15 protein-coding genes, 1 tRNA gene, 1 other RNA gene and 1 pseudogene are annotated in these 18,190 nt (G+C 50.5%); 8 read left to right on the forward strand and 10 right to left on the reverse strand.

Features of this window, described 5'->3' with window-relative positions:
- Positions 1-137: 137 nt before the first annotated feature.
- Positions 138-422: a 50S ribosomal protein L25 gene (rplY, locus tag GT753_RS12640; RefSeq protein ID WP_004935776.1), complete on the forward strand. Its 285-nt coding sequence runs from the start codon at positions 138-140 to the stop codon at positions 420-422.
- An 84-nt stretch (positions 423-506) separates the two neighbouring features.
- On the opposite strand, the gene yejK is transcribed toward rplY, so the two are convergent.
- Positions 507-1,514 (reverse strand): nucleoid-associated protein YejK, encoded by a 1,008-nt coding sequence (yejK, locus tag GT753_RS12645; RefSeq protein WP_004935779.1) that lies wholly within the window; start codon positions 1,512-1,514, stop codon positions 507-509.
- A 211-nt stretch (positions 1,515-1,725) separates the two neighbouring features.
- On the opposite strand from yejK, the gene GT753_RS12650 reads away from it, so the two are divergent.
- The 3 genes from GT753_RS12650 (at position 1,726) to GT753_RS12660 (ending at position 3,899) form a co-directional block, all read left to right on the forward strand.
- Positions 1,726-1,953, forward strand: coding sequence for a YejL family protein (locus tag GT753_RS12650; protein ID WP_004935782.1), 228 nt, complete (start codon positions 1,726-1,728; stop codon positions 1,951-1,953).
- Positions 1,954-1,962: 9 nt separating this feature from the next.
- Positions 1,963-3,744: an LPS biosynthesis-modulating metalloenzyme YejM gene (gene yejM / locus GT753_RS12655; RefSeq protein ID WP_076740595.1), complete on the forward strand. Its 1,782-nt coding sequence runs from the start codon at positions 1,963-1,965 to the stop codon at positions 3,742-3,744.
- A gap of 78 nt (positions 3,745-3,822) precedes the next feature.
- Positions 3,823-3,899, forward strand: a tRNA-Pro gene (locus tag GT753_RS12660).
- 458 nt (positions 3,900-4,357) lie between these two features.
- On the opposite strand, the gene GT753_RS12665 is transcribed toward GT753_RS12660, so the two are convergent.
- The 4 genes and pseudogenes from GT753_RS12665 to GT753_RS12680 form a co-directional block, all read right to left on the reverse strand.
- Positions 4,358-5,478 (reverse strand): IS3 family transposase gene (locus GT753_RS12665; RefSeq protein ID WP_160125635.1). Its coding sequence is split into 2 segments (ribosomal slippage): positions 4,358-5,220 and positions 5,220-5,478, totalling 1,122 coding nucleotides; the frame shifts between segments, so codons are not numbered across the junction.
- Between the two features lie 149 nt (positions 5,479-5,627).
- Positions 5,628-6,107: a hypothetical protein gene (locus tag GT753_RS12670; RefSeq protein ID WP_160125636.1), complete on the reverse strand. Its 480-nt coding sequence runs from the start codon at positions 6,105-6,107 to the stop codon at positions 5,628-5,630.
- Positions 6,107-6,382, reverse strand: coding sequence for a hypothetical protein (locus GT753_RS12675; protein ID WP_160125637.1), 276 nt, complete (start codon positions 6,380-6,382; stop codon positions 6,107-6,109). The genes GT753_RS12670 and GT753_RS12675 overlap by 1 nt, the downstream gene beginning before the upstream one ends.
- Positions 6,383-6,495: 113 nt before the next feature.
- Positions 6,496-6,702, reverse strand: a pseudogene (locus GT753_RS12680) (ISNCY family transposase); the annotation flags it as partial.
- A gap of 467 nt (positions 6,703-7,169) precedes the next feature.
- On the opposite strand from GT753_RS12680, the gene GT753_RS12685 reads away from it, so the two are divergent.
- A complete protein-coding gene (locus tag GT753_RS12685) occupies positions 7,170-8,483 on the forward strand; it encodes a nucleotidyltransferase (RefSeq protein ID WP_160125638.1) in 1,314 nt (437 codons plus the stop codon).
- On the forward strand, positions 8,476-9,030 hold the full coding sequence (locus GT753_RS12690) for an SLATT domain-containing protein (RefSeq protein WP_054179553.1): 555 nt from the start codon (positions 8,476-8,478) through the stop codon (positions 9,028-9,030). The genes GT753_RS12685 and GT753_RS12690 overlap by 8 nt, the downstream gene beginning before the upstream one ends.
- A gap of 172 nt (positions 9,031-9,202) precedes the next feature.
- On the opposite strand, the gene GT753_RS12695 is transcribed toward GT753_RS12690, so the two are convergent.
- Positions 9,203-10,534, reverse strand: a complete 1,332-nt coding sequence (locus GT753_RS12695; RefSeq protein ID WP_160125639.1) for a DUF4062 domain-containing protein — start codon at positions 10,532-10,534, stop codon at positions 9,203-9,205.
- Between the two features lie 157 nt (positions 10,535-10,691).
- Complete coding sequence (locus GT753_RS12700) at positions 10,692-11,537, reverse strand: DUF6387 family protein (protein WP_160125640.1); 846 nt, start codon at positions 11,535-11,537, stop codon at positions 10,692-10,694.
- A 251-nt stretch (positions 11,538-11,788) separates the two neighbouring features.
- On the opposite strand from GT753_RS12700, the gene GT753_RS12705 reads away from it, so the two are divergent.
- Positions 11,789-11,907, forward strand: a non-coding RNA gene (locus GT753_RS12705) — RtT sRNA.
- 726 nt (positions 11,908-12,633) lie between these two features.
- A complete protein-coding gene (locus GT753_RS12710; protein ID WP_160125641.1) occupies positions 12,634-12,780 on the forward strand; it encodes a hypothetical protein in 147 nt (48 codons plus the stop codon).
- A gap of 559 nt (positions 12,781-13,339) precedes the next feature.
- Here the strand turns inward: GT753_RS12710 and ttrA are convergent.
- From ttrA to ttrB, 3 genes are read right to left on the reverse strand one after another with little or no spacing between them, the layout of a single operon-like run.
- Positions 13,340-16,411, reverse strand: a complete 3,072-nt coding sequence (ttrA, locus tag GT753_RS12715) for a tetrathionate reductase subunit TtrA (protein WP_160125642.1) — start codon at positions 16,409-16,411, stop codon at positions 13,340-13,342.
- Positions 16,404-17,429: a tetrathionate reductase subunit TtrC gene (ttrC, locus tag GT753_RS12720; protein WP_088381794.1), complete on the reverse strand. Its 1,026-nt coding sequence runs from the start codon at positions 17,427-17,429 to the stop codon at positions 16,404-16,406. The genes ttrA and ttrC overlap by 8 nt, the downstream gene beginning before the upstream one ends.
- Positions 17,426-18,163 carry a tetrathionate reductase subunit TtrB gene (gene ttrB / locus GT753_RS12725; RefSeq protein ID WP_015378545.1) on the reverse strand — a complete coding sequence of 246 codons (738 nt, stop codon included), beginning with the start codon at positions 18,161-18,163 and terminating at the stop codon, positions 17,426-17,428. The genes ttrC and ttrB overlap by 4 nt, the downstream gene beginning before the upstream one ends.
- Between the last annotated feature and the right edge of the window lie 27 nt (positions 18,164-18,190).

The following is an 18,190-nucleotide window of genomic DNA, read 5'->3' on the forward strand; positions in this document are numbered from 1 at the left end:
TTTTCGTTGCCCTGCAGGCGGCTTTCCGTTAAAATGCCGCGCGCTTTACCTGGGCCTGCCCAGCGTTAAAGCGGATTCCCGAACTTGCTACTTGGGTCGCCTGTAGCAGGGTAAATTTTCTTTTAAGAGAAAAAACAATGTTCACTATCAATGCAGAAGTACGTAAAGACCAGGGTAAAGGTGCGAGCCGCCGCCTGCGTGCAGCAAACAAATTCCCAGCTATCGTTTACGGTGGCAAAGAAGCTGCAGTTTCCATCGAATTGGACCATGATTCTGTTAAGAACATGGAAGCTAAACCAGAATTCTACAGCGAAGCAGTAACTCTGGTTATCGACGGTAAAGAAACCAAAGTTAAGGTTCAGGCTGTACAGCGTCACCCGTTCAAGCCAAAACTGGCTCACATCGACTTCGTTCGCGTTTAATCGCTACGTTTTCGAACCTTTCGGGACGCCGAAATAAAGAACGCCGCAATTGCGGCGTTTTTTATTGTCTGCGATCCGGCGCGCTTACTTGCCGCTGCCGGTCCGGCGCTGCAGCTGATCGCGCAGGTTCGGCGGCGTGCCTCTGATAGTCAGCGTGTCGGTGGCCGCATCCCAGAAAATGCGCTCGCCCAACAGCATGGCGTCGAAATTCAGGCTGATGCCGCCGCCGCTGCCGGCAAATTTGGTCAGCTGGCGCAGCGTGCCGCGATCCGCCGGGAAGCTTTCCTCCAACTCATACCCTTGCTCGCTGGAGAACTGCATGAAGTCTTTCTCACCGACCGGCGACAGCTCCTGCGACAGGGCCTGCAGTTCAATCTCTTCGCCCGCCTGCAGCTGTTCGTTGCAGTAGCTGTACACCTGTTGGCGCACCGACTGGCGCTCGTTCTTGTCCAACTGCGCATCGGCGCAGTAGTCGTCCACCGCCTGCAGCAGCCCGCGGTTTTGCGCCTTGGTGTCCAACCCTTCGGACGCCGCCAGGAAATCCATGAAGAAGTCGGCGACCTTGCGGCCTACGCGCCCGCGCAGGAAGGTCAGATAGCGGGTCGATTCCGGGTTGGTTTCCCATTCGGTCAGATCGATGCGCGCGACGATATCGGCGTTGTTGATGTCCAGATAGTGCGTGGTGTTGATATCCAGCTCTTCGTTGACGCGCATGCTGTTACGGCTGTTCAGCACCGCGATCAGCAAGTACTCCACCGCCAGATAACGGTATTGGCCGAACAGCACCACGCCGCCTTCGGCAAACGGATACTTCGCCAGTTCGTCGCGCAGGCGGCCGGTCGCCGCGCGGCTGAAGGCCAGAAAGTCCTTATCGTCCTTGCGGCAAGTGCGCAGCGCTTCCGCCAGTTCGCTGCCTTCGTTGAACAGGCCCAAGGCCTTGCTCTTGGCGCTGTAGACGCGATGCAGTTCCGTCATCATTTCTTCCACCGCCGCGTTGGTGGGAAGCAAGGTATCACGCAACACCACGTCCAGCGTTTGCTCGTCGCGTTTCACCAATTGGTGCAGAGCGATCTGGTCGATATCCAGACTCATGATAAATCCTCCTGTTCTTTAGGCGCGTATTCAAACACTGAAGACCCCGCCCTGCAATACTAAAAAGCTGTGGCCAACCGGAAAGGCGCAGCGGGGCCCCGCCCCGGCGCGGGCGAACAATTTCCCGAATGACAGGAAGTGATAAAAGAGCGGAAAATCACTGCCCTATACGGTAAGATAGGGCACTTTGCAGATTACTAAGCGCAATTTTATGCCACAATCATCCCGTTACAGTGACGAACACGTTGAACAACTGCTCTCAGAGCTGGTCAATGTTCTGGAAAAACACCATACCCCCACCGATCTTTCCCTGATGGTGCTGGGCAACATGGTCACTAATTTGATCAACACCAGCGTTGCCCCCGCGCAGCGGAAAACCCTGGCGAGATCGTTCGCGGAAGCCTTGCAGGCTTCTGTCCGTGAAGATAAAGCACATTAATATTGACTTATGGTGACAAACCGTCAGCGTTATCGTGAAAAAGTCTCCCAGATGATCAGCTGGGGGCACTGGTTCGCCTTATTCAACATCCTGCTCGCCCTTGGGCTGGGCAGCCGCTACCTGTTTGTCACCGACTGGCCCGCATCCCTGCTGGGCCGGGTCTATGCCTTTGTCAGCCTGCTGGGGCATTTCAGCTTTATCGTGTTCGCCGGCTATTTGCTGGTGATCTTCCCGCTCACCTTCGTGGTGATGTCGCAGCGGCTGCTGCGATTTATTTCCGCCGCGTTGGCCACCATCGGGCTCACGCTGTTGCTGGTCGACAGCGAAGTGTTCTCCCATTTCCACCTGCACCTCAATCCGGTGGTGTGGGATCTGGTGGTCAACCCGGATCAAAGCGAGCTTTCGCGCGACTGGCAGCTGATGTTTATCTGCGTGCCGGTGATCTTCCTGGTGGAGATGCTGTTCGGCACCTGGAGCTGGCAGAAGCTGCGCAGCCTGAACCGCCGCCGCTTCGGCAAGCCGCTGGCGGCGCTGTTTATCAGCGCCTTTTTCGCGTCGCACCTGATTTATATCTGGGCCGACGCCAACTTCTATCGCCCGATCACCATGCAGCGAGCCAACCTGCCGCTCTCGTACCCGATGACCGCGCGCAAGTTCCTCGAGAAACACGGCCTGCTCGACCAGCAAGAGTATGAGCGCCGTCTGGTGCAACAGGGCAACCCGGAAGCGGTGTCGGTAGAGTATCCGCTCAGCGATCTCAGCTACGGCGATAAAGGCAGCGACTATAACCTGCTGATGATCGTAGTGGACGGCATTCGCGCCAAAGACGTGGCGCAGGACATGCCAACCCTGACCCGCTTCGCCCAGGAAAACGTGCGTTTCAGCGATCACTACAGTTCGGGCAACCATGCCGATACCGGGCTGTTCGGCCTGTTCTACGGCATTTCCCCGACCTATCTGGACAGCGTGCTCGCCGGCCGTAAGCCGTCGGCACTGATCAATGCGCTAGGCGATCGGGGCTACCAGCTGGGGCTGTTCTCCTCCGATGGCTTCAATGCCAGCCTGTACCGCCAGGCTCTGTTGACCGACTTCTCGCTGCCAACGCCGGCGCCGCAAAGCGACGCCCAGACCACCCAGCAATGGCAACGTTGGTTGGCGGACCAGGGTAGCAAAGAGCCGTGGTTCTCCTATATCAACTTCAGCGGCGCCGAGCCGACCGAAGGCGACAAAAAACCGGTTCCTGCCGACTTTATTCGGCGCTACCGCACCGGCGCGCAAGATGTGGATGCTCAGATAGCCCGGGTGCTGGACACGCTGAAACAGCGCGGCCTGCTGGATAAAACCGTGGTGGTGATCACCGCCGAGCACGGCGTCGAGTTCAACGACAGCGGCAAAGGCCAATGGGGCGCCGGCACCGCCTTCAACCAGGCGCAACTGCAGGTGCCGTTGGTGATCCACTGGCCGGGCACCCCGGCGCAGACCATCAGCAAGCTGACCGGCCATAACGACGTCATGCGCACCTTGATGCAACGCCTGCTGCACGTGCAAACCGCGCCGAAAGACTATTCGCAGGGCGAGGATCTGTTCACCGCCCAGCGCCGCAACAACTGGATCGCCACCGGCGATGGCAACCAGCTGGTGATCACCACGCCGACACAAACGCTGATGCTGGACAACAGCGGCAACTATCGCGTCTACGATCAGAACGGCGATGAAATAAAAGACGAGAAACCGCAGCTTGCTCTGCTGTTGCAGGTGTTGACCGATGTAAAACGCTTTATCGCCAACTAACTGCTTAAAACTAAAGCAATCAAGTGGCGAGGCGCTTGCATTAACATCGGGAATCGGTAGTATGATTTTTCATAGCGTCGGCATGTAGCGCAGCCTGGTAGCGCACCGTCATGGGGTGTCGGGGGTCGGAGGTTCGAATCCTCTCATGCCGACCAAACATTCCAAATAGGTCAAGGGGTTAATCGAAAGGTTAGCCCCTTTACTTTATGCAGAACACTGCACATGTGCAATAGCCAAATGCACATGCTCATATCAATCCATGACGGTTAACAGGGAGCGTCACAAGTTCCTTCCCCTGTCTCGCCTGTCGCCCTGCTCCAGTCTCCTCCTATTCGCTATGCTCATAGGCAGCTACAGGCTGCGCTACATGCCATATGCACTAACGCAATGTGAACGAATCAACCTAACGCATTGAAGGTAAAGCAAGTAATACAGACTACATGAGACACGGGGTCATTAAATTTGTAGGGAAGGATTGTCTACGGGGGGATAAGGGGGACTAGGGGGGGAAGCATCTACAGTGCATTCTGCCTTAAATGTATCTAGCAGAAATTAGCCTATCGGCAAAAAGCCTATCGGAGGAATGACCTGCCCCCAGGATTAGATACAACCTTCAGTTAGTAATGTCGGTTGGTTTTTCTTCATATTTCCTGTTTCGCCAGTCCGTTGCGAATTCAGCTGGTGTCTGGTAATCCAACGATGAATGGGGACGGCACTCGTCATAATCCTGCCGCCAGTCATTAATCGTTTTCCGGGCATGAAGAATATCGCTGAACCAGTGTTCATTCAGACACTCATCGCGAAAGCGTCCGTTAAAACTCTCAATAAATCCGTTCTGCGTTGGCTTACCTGGCTGGATAAGCCGTAGTTCCACACCATGCTCAAAGGCCCATTGATCGAGCGCGCGGCAGGTAAATTCCGGACCCTGATCGGTTCTTATTGTCGCCGGATAGCCCCTAAACAGCGCAATGCTGTCCAGAATACGCGTGACCTGAACGCCTGAAATACCGAAAGCCGCGGTGATCGTCAGACACTCCTTCGTGAAATCATCCACACAGGTCAGGCACTTGATCCTCCGACCGTTGGCCAGTGCGTCCATAACGAAATCCATCGACCATGTCAGGTTCGGCGCATCCGGGCGCAGAAACGGAAACCGTTCGGTTGCCAGCCCTTTACGGCGTCGTCTGCGTTTTACGCTCAGTCCATTAAGGTGGTAAATACGGTATACCCGCTTGTGATTGACGTGAAGGCCCTCCCGACGCAACAGCTGCCAGATGCGGCGGTAGCCAAAACGCCTGCGCCCCAGTGCCAGCTCAGTGATGCGCCCTGATAAATGCGCATCAGCTGCCGGACGCTGAGCCTCATAGCGGCAGGTCGACAGGGACAAACCTGTAAGCCTGCAGGCACGACGTTGCGACAGACCGGTCGCATCACACATAAACTCAACGGCTTCCCGCTTCTGGCCTGTCGTCAGTACTTTCGCCCCAGAGCCACCTGAAGTGCCTCCTTATCCAGCATGGCTTCGGCAAGAAGCTTCTTGAGGCGGGCGTTATCCTCTTCAAGAGATTTAAGCCGCTTCACCTCAGGAACTTCCAGGCCACCAAACTTCTTGCGCCAGGTGTAGAAAGTGGCATCGGAAATGGCGTGCTTACGGCAGAGCTCACGGGCAGAAACTCCAGCTTCCGCTTCGCGAAGAATACTGATGATCTGTTCGTCGGAAAAACGCTTCTTCATGGGGATGTCCTCATGTGGCTTATGAAGACATTACTAACATCGCGGTGTATTAATCAACGGGGAGCAGGTCAGCCAGCAAAGTTGAAAAGGCTGCTGAGAAATATCTTCCACAGCGGCCTTTTTAGCATACAGTCATTGAGTGAGTTAATTCATATTGAAATGAAAAACTCCTCTTCATTTCTCCTCTTATAATCATCATCCCATATGAGTTTTATTCGATATTTAGTTTTGCTACCGAAACTTAGTCCCGCGATGATCTCAATTCCGTGTTGCGGATGCAGTATCTCATATGGGAACTTGTCTTCTACATCCGATATTACAAGGTATTCATCACCGTCATTATCAGGAAAGTGAATTTCTATATTCCTAGCTTCGACTTTGCCTCTATTGTATATTTTTAGCCTGTAATTGTTTCTGGATATTTTTACCAAGCGAGCACCAAGCTCAGCCTTCATTTCATTGATAGCTGACTTTGTTTCTTTTTCCAGAAGCAACTTACGCAATCTATCTTGCTCATCTTTAATAACCTTTTGTTCTCTATCGCTTTTTCTTGATTTAAGCTCGGATGATATGATGGTGTAGATTGATACTGCAAGCGCTCCTAAAGCGATGACGTCACTTGTAGTCATTATTTGATCCTTATGTTTTTACTTCCCTTAAAAGCTTTCTTCAGCATGTCGTTAAACTGCTTTTGTATATCCTTCGTCAATTCTTCTTTTACTTCATTAACATGCGCATCAATACTTACGCCATTTTCTTGGATTAACTCATCGTTAGTGAGTATTTTTCCGCATCCTATGCATTTGACGATCTCCGAGTCTTCGGCATGTTCCATTTCTGAGTTCCCGCATACAGGACATAATAGAGTGATTTTTCTATTGTATTTTTCAGGATTCAATTTCATCTATTTTCACCTTTCTTATATACCATTTTTAGTTTCTGACAATATGGATGCTACTGGATTAAAACTTTGGAGATTCACTTAGATTCTCCTTAAATATCATAACACTGAAGCTATTACCTTGTACCAAACATTTCCTCAGAACGTGACTGTAATGTCTTCAACGCATTGAGCATATCGTCACCATTCAGCGAACGTTGGGATTTCTTTTCTGCTGGTTTTCTACGTCGCCGTGATGGGCCATCACCGGCAGGTATTGCCTGCGAACGATTATTGTCACGCTTATCCTGAACCAGTTTAATAAATTCGAGTGTACGACCGAGGTGACCTGTCCCCTTTCAATACGATACGCCAATGTTAGTAGTGCCCCTATCGGCTGTAGCGACAATTGTGAGCTTCCGCTTCTCGCTCACAGCGTCCCCTCAACTTATTGTATATGGCAGCTTTCTGCCAGGAGCGGAAGTTGATGACATATTCTATGTTAATCAATTAGATACAGATTGATTAACTTGCGTTCTTTCCTTCGTTGATGTAAATACGGCGATCACGAAAAAAACCGAAATGCCGTTTTTATGCCTTTTCTGTAGGGAGTGCCGCCAAGTAGGATCAGAGGGCATATTACATAAAAATAACTATAGATCATTATGTTAATGAATAAAAATAAACACCTGAACGTTCGATTAAGTTATGCTAAGATAACTGTTTATTCATACAGCATAAATCCAAAGTGAAGTTGTAGCAAACCCTTAGCGTACATAAACAAAAAATCTAAGAGTGAGGAGTTCATTCGATGACTATATCTGAAATGTTTTCAGGGTTTATATCAAATTTATCTATCAATAATGCAGAAACAATCAGCTCTCGCTATGGTGAGTTAACCACTGCTTTAAACAAACAGTTCAGAGATACCGAATCTAATACAGCAAATACTTTACAAGTGGGTTCATTTGGGAGAAAAACGGGAATCAGAGGTATTTCAGATCTAGATATGCTATATATTATGCCTAAATCAAAATGGGATAATTACAAAGACGGTAAACAATTAGAACTACTTCAAGATGTCAAATCAGCGATATTAAAAAGGTATCCGACGACGAAAGTTCGTGTGGACAGACTTGTCGTTACTGTAACTTATACCAATTTCCATGTTGAAGTTCAGCCTGTTTTTGAACAAGAGGATTGTAGTTATAAATATCCTGACACGAAAAACGGTGGCAGTTGGAAAATAACGAAGCCCAGAGCTGAAATGACAGCTATAAATAACCTTGACGCAAACAAAAATAGCAACCTCCGTCGGCTATGTAAAATGATAAGGGCATGGCGTAACAAACATGGCTTAGCTATGGGAGGGCTTCTGATTGATACTCTGGTATACAATTTTCTAAACTCAACAACTGAGTATGATGATAAGAGCTATCACTATTATGATTGGTTAAGTAGAGATTTTTTCAAGTATATTCATGAAATTGAAGAACAGACTGAGTATTCAGCCCCTGGCAGTCGTCAACGAGTGAAAGTTAAGAAAAAATTTCAAAAGAAAGCTAAAAAAGCATACCATCTGTGTCTTGAAGCAATTGATGCTAACGGTCAATCGAATGAAAATGATAAATGGAAAAAGGTCTATGGTCGCCCGTTCCCGAAAGCTGAAACTGTATCAAAGGCATCCTTTTCGATCCATACCCACGCAACATGGAAAAACACAGAAGAATTTATCGAAGATAAATTCCCTGTGGATATTAAAGAAAACATAAAAATTGATTGTGAAGTGAAACAAAATGGTTTTCGAGAGTTTTTTCTGCGTGATATGATCTCAAGACATATTCCTCTACGAAATAAAAAGGATTTAAGGTTTGAGGTGAAAGAGATTTCAGTTATACAACCTTATGATATATACTGGAAAGTATTGAATAGAGGTGAAGTGGCAAAGAGAAAAAATAATATTCGAGGACAAATAGTTGCAGATGCCGGGATGAGACAAAAAATAGAGTCCACCAATTTTCGTGGGGATCACATTGTCGAATGCTATTGTGTTAAAGACGGAGTTGTCGTTGCCAAAGATAGAATTCATGTACCAATAATAATCGAGGGTAACCGTGATGAATGAAGACCGTTTAATCCTTGAAGGGCAGATAAGAGAATGTTACGGACGGGTCGTTTACTCCCATAAAACTCATGAAAAATGTGCTGACATACTCATCCGTAAGCATGAAAACATAAAATTATGGCAAATAGTCGTATCAGCATTAGTTACAGGTGGAATAGTTTCAACTTTCTTTGACAAGGGCAACGTTAGCGCTATTATCAGTGTTGTCCTCTCAACCATCCTTTTGATTTTAAATACATATACAAAAAATTATGATTTAGGAGAACTAGCTCAAAAGCATCGGCAAGCTGGCTGTGATCTATGGATTATAAGAGAAGAATATCTTTCATTGTTGACTGATATTCGTATTGGGGATATATCCCTTGATAAAATAAGAGAAAAAAGAGATAAACTCACAAAAGAATTACAGTCTGTATACGCAGGTTCTCCGAGCACAAATTACAAAGCTTATATAGCCGCGCAAAAGGCTCTAAAGGAACTGGAGGATATGACTTTTTCAGATAGCGAAATTGATGCCTTTTTACCAAAAGAATTAAAGCGGTCTTGAACTTATAGCCTAAAAACTTAACATGAGTGATAATTATAAGATATGATAGTTAATACTCAGCTTGACAAATTTCACTAATTCAACTGTTTTAGATCAGACCTGACCTGACAGTTACCGATTATTTCTACAAGTTTCTGTCGGATCAGGTGTACACTATTAATCACATAATTTTTTATATATCAATTTCAATATATCTAGTTTCTATTTCTTCATATTCCTCACATATAATCCTGACCTCAATCATATGCTTTCCTGTTGTTAAAGGAACTATCATGTATTCATCATCAAATGATGACTCTCTCGTGTGTAATAAATTATCAATTTTTATCGTGATTTTTCTTCCATCAAGTTTTGTCCACCACTTTTGATTGATAGGTGGAATTTTACTCAGAAATGATAGATTATTATTCAAAGATGGAAAACGATCCATCACACTATAACCACCACCTAACTGTGTCTGTAAACGGGATAATGCAGAATTTTGCATATATTTATTTTTACTATATTCCGATTTCGCTCGAATTATAGGATTAACTGGAAGGGGCGATTCAGGCTCACTGAATGTGTCGTCATTCTCATAAATTAAAAAAGCATCAGGAAATTCGATATCTATATATACATTAGTTGCTTTTATACTTCCTATATTAGACACTAATATTTCAAGTGCTGATGAATAATTATTTATCTTATAAAATCTTTCAATTTCTTTATTATAATTAAATAATTCATTTTGACTTGGAATCTCCCTATTATATTTCTCTATGTCATCTTCAGAGATATACTCATGTAAATGTGATGGCACATTTTGTAACCTCAAAACATCAGGCATCGTTAGGATTTCATATGAATTGAAATTTTCATCGATAGTCGGTTTATTTATGGAAACATCGACCGATGGCTTTCTAAATGAAATTTTTGATTCAAGATCCAAAACTCTTTTTCGTAACTCTCTGTTTTCTTTACTCAAAGATGTTAACTCTTTTGAAAGAGCTCCATCGATATCTGCCTTATCACCACGAATCCATCCTATCCCAGGTTTCTGCATGATCTGCTTCATCAATGAAATTGATACGCTTTTTATAAGCTGGTCTTTTGTCTCCCAAAATTGAGCCATTTTTGAATTTCTTAACACTAATTCTCTAAATCCATTAATTTCTGAGAGATCATCGTCCCTTCTATCTATTGGTAGAGGCACATTGTCTTTCATGACAAACGCAAGAATAGGTATCTTTCTTTCTAAGGCATACTCATATTCTTTTTGTGTGAAACTAATGCCATCTGATGTTTTTGAACCATATCTTAAACCTAAAACAAGAATATAATAATCACTAACTTCAATCGTTCGTCTGATGATTTCCCACTGGTCTTCATCTTCAGCACTGAACATCTCCATCCCAATAGGGATATGATACATTTCCAAAATAGCTTTTATAATACTTTCTCTTTCTTCTGCTAAGTCAGAATATGTGGAACTCAGGAAAACTTGATATTTAGTAGATTCCAAGATAACCTCGCATTTCTCTTAATTGCTATACTTTTTGAGCATTAATTACGTATTTTAAATTTCATAGTAAGCCAGCGAAAACCAAAAGAACATTTTTATAATAGAAACAACCAGTTGAGGTTGTCATATCCAAACATAAAGGTATGTTATATTAACATTAATCTGTAAGTTTAATTACATCAGAAATTTTCATTTTTTTCAAATGATTGTTCTTGTTTATAAAAAAATGAAACTGCCTGATGAAGTCAATTGTTGAGGCTTTAAGGGCAAGAGGTCGGTCAGTATCCTTGATCTGCTGGGGTAGTCTCATTTCACTTTCTGCGTCATCATATGTATATAGCAACCTGGATAGTCTGTCGTCAGAGACACGGATCTTTTTAATGGCGGCCCAGACCAGAATATCCAGCATAGGTATTACACGATAGTTGATCAGTTTCTTGATAGTTCCATACCTAAACCGAACTGACTCCAGGGGATTTTCTTCTATACCCTTAATTTTTCGCCATTGAGGTAGTGCAGCCTTAAGTGATTCAGCAATTTCCTCGTCAGTCCCACTTGCTAAATCTATTTCAAACATAACTGTCCGGGGAAACTGATCTGGCATACTCTCAGAGACAGGTTTTCCTTCAAGCTCTTTATTTACAGCATACCCATCCCCGCCATTCCAGAAATACATTTCTCTTTTCAAAGAAAGTATGCTTAATCGAGCAATATCATCTGTTGTAGTAAGCAAGAAATGAGGAGGTTGAAACAACTTGTTTTCGGGAGTCATATACCCAAGCTTTTCCTCTTCTATAAGAAAAGGATTCCCACTAAAGATTTTCGAGAAGTATCCCATAAGAGCTTTGCTCTCAAAATTTTCTCTGTAGCTTTTGAAGAACAACGTCCTTGCCCATAGCTCATGATAGAACCGTATAAGCGTAAGCTCTTCGAATTTGCGGTAAGTATCAATGTCGAGACAAGATTTGATCTCTTTCGTATGTTCCGTTGACCAGTTTTTCATCATCCCTTTCCTTCTAAAAGCGATTTTAATCATTTTAGCTTACAGTAATACTATTATCGCTTGAAACGTTGGGGCTCGGGACAGTTTTTCGCTGGTGCGATGATTTTCACTTTTAGGCATACGCTTAGGCATACACAGATAAAAAACAATTGCATAAACTCATGAAAATCAATAAATTACATTATTTTATTTAATCCTCTCATGCCGATAAAATTCAAGAAAACCTGCTGTTACAGCAGGTTTTTTTTCGTCTGCACTTTGAGAGGATGAGAATCTCCGAAGGAGGTTTGAGCCGAACGAAGTGAGACCACGTTGCTTTAGCAACGGCCCGCAGGGCAAGCATCGAAGATGCGCAAAGAACCAACAGTTAAGATCTGGCGGGGCGGTCGACGTGCCGGCGCTAGCGCCCCCATCGGCGACACGAACGCGCTGCAACACGGCGAGCGAAGCCGGCGGGCATTCTTGCCGCTGTTCGATGGCGAGACATTACTCCGCTGGAGTCCTGCGAATTTGCCATCTGATGATTGCCGAGTGTGTGGGGGGCTGTGGCGTATATCCCCATCCCCTGCTTCTGACTCGCAGCCTGTCGCGTACCGATGCTGCTGGACGGCATCATACGGCAACATACCAATGGCATGGTTCGGCTGGAGAAATCCGAGGCCAAATTAACGCCTGATATAGCCAGATTGGAATTGGTGCGGACAAGGGTTCGCCTTGCTCAAGCAAAAGCCGCCAGGCGCTCAGTAATATTTTGATCGAAGTATGACAGGGCGCGAAGCCCCTCCGTAGCATAATGAGTGCGAATTCCTTTTTGTTACTTTTAAGCCCCCCTTTAATGCGGTTGCCTAACTTAATTCATTCATTTTGGTACGCGCACCGAAGCAAATGATAAATATGAATACAATGCCTACCAGCTGCGGCCAAGTTACACTACAAAAGAGTTAATTCATAAAATATTTTTATACTTAATGCAATAATATTTCGTGATAGCTATGAGCAATTAATTTAAATTTGACTACCCGCTGAAAAGAGCTAATCATAAAAATCCTTACAAAGGTTTATGCAAGATAAACTTAGCAATCAAAAGGAGTTGTTTATGAAAGTTATTGATTTTTCAATGCTGGATTATATTGCTGGTGGCCGTGGCAATAATGGCGGCGACCGTGTTGACAATGGTGGCAGAACTAGCAACGGGAAAAGTGGGGGAAGTAACAATAGCAACGGTAACTATTACTCAAAATAAGGTGATGCCATAACCAATTGTAATAATGGCATTATCGGTGGGATGATTGCAGGATCGCTCGGAGGAGTTCCGGGTCTCGCTGTTGGGCTTGTCGGCGGCGCAATAGCTGGCGGTTGCGTCAATAATCAAGGTTCCAATGGGGGGCAGAGTAGCAATGCAGGCAGTAAAAATAATTGCAACAACTCAATAGGCGGTTCTTGTAAGGTTTAACTTTACCTTCAAGAACATAACACTACAATATCAGACAGGACTAAGACGGTGACAAGGATTATCAGTTCATTAATTGTGTTTTTATCCATCCTGGCCGGTTCTTTTTTTCTGAGTGGCGCCGGGGTAATTGGTTACCAACCGTGGTTTTCTGCACCCGTGAATTTGTCAAAATTTGTGATTATCGTTGTCACCTACTGCTCTTTTGTTTACGGCGCATTAAGTATTTATAGGAAACTTAAAAAATAAACCCCATAAGAAAGCCATAAAACAGGCATACTGTTTAGTTTTGGGTTAAAGAATAGAATTAACTATAAATTAACCCTCAATAATTCAGTTTTTCGTCTGCCGTTTACGCGGAAAGTTTGACGATCGCCGCCGGAATACCCTGACGCACCGCCGCACCGGTCACCCAATCCAGCCAGGTATTCGGCACTTCGCGCGTCGGATCGGCAAACCCCAGATCGTTGAGGTTGATGCCGGCGGCGATGCTCTCATCCATCGCCAGCGGTTCGCCATCCAGGTAGTGCTGGCTGGCCCCCATCTCCCGGTGGCCGTAGCCGTGTTCCACCGCGATCACGCCGGGCATCACCCCCGCCAGCAAACTGATCTGCGCCTCGCGGCTGCCGCCCGGCGTGCTGATGCGCACCCAATCACCGTGTTGAATACCGAAACGCGCCCCGTCCGCCGGGTTCAAGGCCACCAGGTTCACCGGCTTCACGTCGTGCAGGCGCCGGATCACCGCGGTGGAGCTGCTCATCACATTCGATTTGAAGGACATCAGGCGCAGCGGCCACTGCCGTTCTGGGTAGAGCGCTTCCACCGCGCGGCCGTCCGACAAACGCGCCGGGTAGCAGGTGGGGCAGCCGCTGAAACGCTCGCCGGTGATCGCATGCCGGTGCTTCGCCACTTCCGCATTCCAGATCTGCAGCGGTTTCTCCCAGCGGTTGCCCACGCTGCCGTCGCGGCGGCCGCTGTCGTGATCGGCGAAGCGGCCGCCGCGGCTGTAGATAAACGCCACGCGGTCGATCTCATCGGCGCGCAGCGTCTGCGCCAGCTGCGGCAGCAAGCGATCGACACCGCTCAGCGCCAGTTCGTCCGCCCTCGCGGCCGGCACCGGCGCCTTGCCGGCAAACGCCACGTTGGCGGCGGCGCGCAGATAATAATCCTCCGCACGGTTGAGCGGCAGCAGCCCGCCCTGGCCGTCGCCGATAGCGCGATCGCCGAACCCCGGCAATGCCAGGCGTTTGGCGATGGCAATGCAAAACGCCTCCATGGAAATCGGCTGCCCTTGCGCCGTTTGCGCAGTCGCCGGCGTCACTATCGGCCAGCGCGCGGTGGTGGTCTTACTGGCGACGCCGCCCCAGGGGGCGCTGAATCCCCAACTCTCAAAATTATGGGTGTCCGGGACGATATAGTCGGCCAGCGCCGTCGTTTCGTTGATAAACGCATCGATAGCGATAAACAGCGGCAAACGCGCCGGATCTTTCAGCCGCTCCTCCGCCACGCCGCGCAACCCGGCGATACCGTACAAGGGGTTGGTCATGTTCGAGATCCAGGCTTTCAGCCCGTACGGGTACCCTGCCAGCGCCGAGGTCAGCAGCTCGGTCAACTGCCCGGCGACGAACGGATACCAGGGCGCTTTGGCCGGCCAGGGCGAAATGCCCGCCGCCACTTTTTCGCGGTATTCGTCGGAGGTTTCATAGGCGGCCTTGCTGCGCGCGATATTCAGCCCTTTCGGTTTTACCAGGCCAGGAAACTCGACCAGGTTATAGCGCGGCCCCTCGGCGAAGCCGTTGAATTTACCGCCGCCGACGAACACGCCCCCCGCCAGGCTCAGGTTGCCGATCAGCACGTTAAGCATCATCACCGCCCAGGTATTGTAAAACCCGTTCGCCGCCATCATCCCGCCATGGGCGATCACTGCCGCCTTGCGCCCGTGGGCGGTAAAGGCCTCGGCCAGTGCCGCGATGCGTGCCACCGGCACACCGCATTGCCGGCTGTACGCCTCCGGCGACAGCTTGTCGGCGGCCTCTTTCAAACACTGGAAGCCGCTTTTCACCTCCACCTGCGCGCCATCGTACAGCGTCACCGTACGGGTTACCCACAGCTCGGCGCTGTCGCACGTCTCGGCCGCCACCAGCTCACCCGCGCCGTTGACCACCAGCGGTGACGCCGACCCGGTGCCGTTGAGATCGGCCAGCGTCAGGTGCTGCCCCGCGCGCGGATGCTCGCTCTCGGCGATCACCAGATGCGTGGCATTGGTCCAGCTCTTCTCGCCGGCGCGTTGCATGGCGGCCTCAGACGGGATGGCGAGATAATCGGTCTGATAACGCCGGTGGTCGAGGATCCAACGGATCATCGCCATCGCCAGCGCCGAGTCGGTACCCGGCAATATCGGGACCCAATGGCCATGATCGTCCGCCAACGTGGTGGTCAGCGGCAGCGCCGGCGCCACCACCGCATAACGGAATTCGCTGCGCAATCTGGCGCTGGCCAATTGCCGGGCCTGGCGCTTGAACGGGTTGCCGGACTGCGCCGGTGAGGTCCCCATAAACAGCGCGAATTCGACCTGTTCCCAGTCCGGTTTCACGTGCGGGTTCTTGTCCAGATCGTTCATCAACGCGCCGGAACCGGCACGGTAGGCCAGCCCGCAGTAAGCGCCGTGCGCGCCGAAGTTTTTGCTGCCGAAACTGTTCTGGGCGAAGCGCCGCAGGAAGCTATCGCGCCCGTCGTCACCGGCGTTGGTCACCAATAGCTGGTTGGCTTTCGGCCCCAGCCCCGGCCGTCGGGCATCGATCGGCGTCTCCAGATCGCGGATCGCCCGCAGGCCGTCCACATGCCCCTCGCCGAACAGATTGCCGCCCTCCACCACTTCGGCGATCAACTGCTCAAAGCTGATGCGCTGCCACTTGCCCTCGCCGCGTTTGCCGACGCGCTTCATCGGCTCCAGCACGCGCATCGGGCTGTAAAGCCCCTCCAGCAGCGTGGCGCCGCGTGCGCAGGCGGTGGAACGGGCATCGAGGCCGCGTTCGCCACCCAACTGCGCCAACGCATCCTGCAGCGGCAACGCAGAGTCGACGTGCCGTTCCTGAGACAGCGGATGATAAGGGTTGCCAGCAATGCGCAATACCCGGTCGGTCTGCCTGTCCACCCGTACCCGCACGCCGCATTGCGTCCAGCAGCCGAAACACTGGGTCATCGAGATGGCCTGCTGCGGATTGCCTTGCCATTCCGGCATTGCCCGCCCTTCGGGCGACAGGGAGTTGCCGTTGATGCGATCCAGAGTCACCCGCCCTGAGGTGCCGTGAATCAAGCCGTCGATCGCCCGTTTGGCGACTTCGCGATAGCTCAGGCCGAAAGCGGACAATCCGCCGAAGGCCAGGCCCACTTTCAACCACTGACGCCGGGTGAGTTTAGCCATGTTGTTTTCTCCGCAGTAAAAACGCCTGTGCTTCACGCACCATGATCATTAACGCCAGCCACAAGCCGAAGGTGCCGACGATCGCCAGCAAACCGTCGGTGCCGAGCGGCAGGCTATAAGAGGAGTTAGACGCGCTGTATTTCGGGATGGTTTGTACCTCGATCAACAGCGTCCAGCGCATCAGCCAGCTCAGCACCAGAGCACCGGCCACCAGCAGCGGCGCACCGCCGCGCGGCAAGCGCCGATAGCCGGCCCAGGCGGCGCACGCCAGCGTCAGCCCCCACAGCGCAATCCATCCTGCGGCATACCGGCGCGCCATCGCCTGCGTCTGCAGCCAGTGGCGTACCGCCGCGCCGGATAACGTATCGCCGCATACCCACAGCAGGATCGCCCCGCCGAGCAGCAGCAGTGTCAGCAACATCCCGCGCGCCAGCGGCGCCTGCTGACCGGGCCGTTCGCGCATCGCCAGCAGCAGCAAAGCCAAGAGCGCCTGCAGCGCGCTGAGGAACATCACGATCGGAAACCCGTAGCTGAACCAGATTGGGCGGGCGCGCACGATGGAAACCTCTCGCCCGGTGTACAACAGCAGGCCGATAGCCACCAGCGCGCAGGCGGGTGCTATCCCACGCAACAGCGCAACCGGTCTGCCCGTCAGCCGCGTAAATTCAATCGCGATAAACCACAGGCCGATCAGCAGGGTAAACAGCGGCAAGAACAGCGCGCCCCACGGCATCCACGACCAGGGCGTCGGGTAGGCGTAGAAATGCCAGAAACGGGCGGTTTGATGCAGGTCGGCGGTCAACGCCAGCGGCGCGGTAATGGCGCACGTCAGCCCGATAAACAGCGCCATGCGCTCCAGATGCGCGGCGTTATCTCCACCGCGCCAGCGCCACACGCAGGCCAGCAGCGCGGCGCAGGCGGCGATGCCGATAAAGAAGAAATATTGTACGGCCCACGGCAGCCAGCTCACCGCCTGCGGCTGGCTCAGCACTTCTGCGATCATCAGTTGGCGGCTCATCGTCTTTCTCCCCATAAGGCGACCTGCGCCCGCCCCGGCAGCGGCGTGACGAAGGCGTCATCCAGCCCCAGATAGAACACGTGGGGCGCGGTTTGGTTCTCCGGCTTGAGGACTTTTATCTCGACCTCGTGGCGCCGCAGCAGCTTGCTCAGCGTGCTGTGCGGATCGCGCATATCGCCGATGATCCGCGCCCCTCCCACGCACGACTCCACGCATGCCGGCAACAATCCCGCCTCCAGCCGGTGCACGCAAAAGGTGCATTTGTCCGCCGTTTGGGTTGTGTGATTGATAAAACGGGCATCGTACGGACAGGCCTGTACGCAATAGGCGCAACCCACGCAGCGTTTGTTGTCGACCACCACGATCCCGTCCTCGCGCTGAAAGGTGGCCTGTACCGGACATACCGGCACGCAGGGCGGGTTGTCGCAGTGATTGCACAGCCTGGGCAACAGCACGTTGGTCGCAGCGGCTTCGCCTTCGAGGCTGACCTGATACTGGTTTACCGTGGTGCGAAACTCCCCGTGCGGCGTCTGGTTTTCAATGGCGCAGCTCACGGTACAAGCCTGGCACCCTACGCAGCGCCGCAGGTCGATCAGCATCGCGTAACGGCGGCTCGCATCCCCCTCGCGCCGCGTCGGTGCTAACGTCAGCCCGGCCTCCGCCACGGAGATCAGCGAAGCCCCCGCCGTCAATACACCCAGCCGCTGTAAAAACTGCCGTTTACCGAAATCCATGCGCCTCTCCCACGTCCTGGGCATCAC

Source organism: Serratia sp. Z4 (assembly GCF_009900725.1).
GTDB lineage: Bacteria > Pseudomonadota > Gammaproteobacteria > Enterobacterales > Enterobacteriaceae > Serratia > Serratia nematodiphila.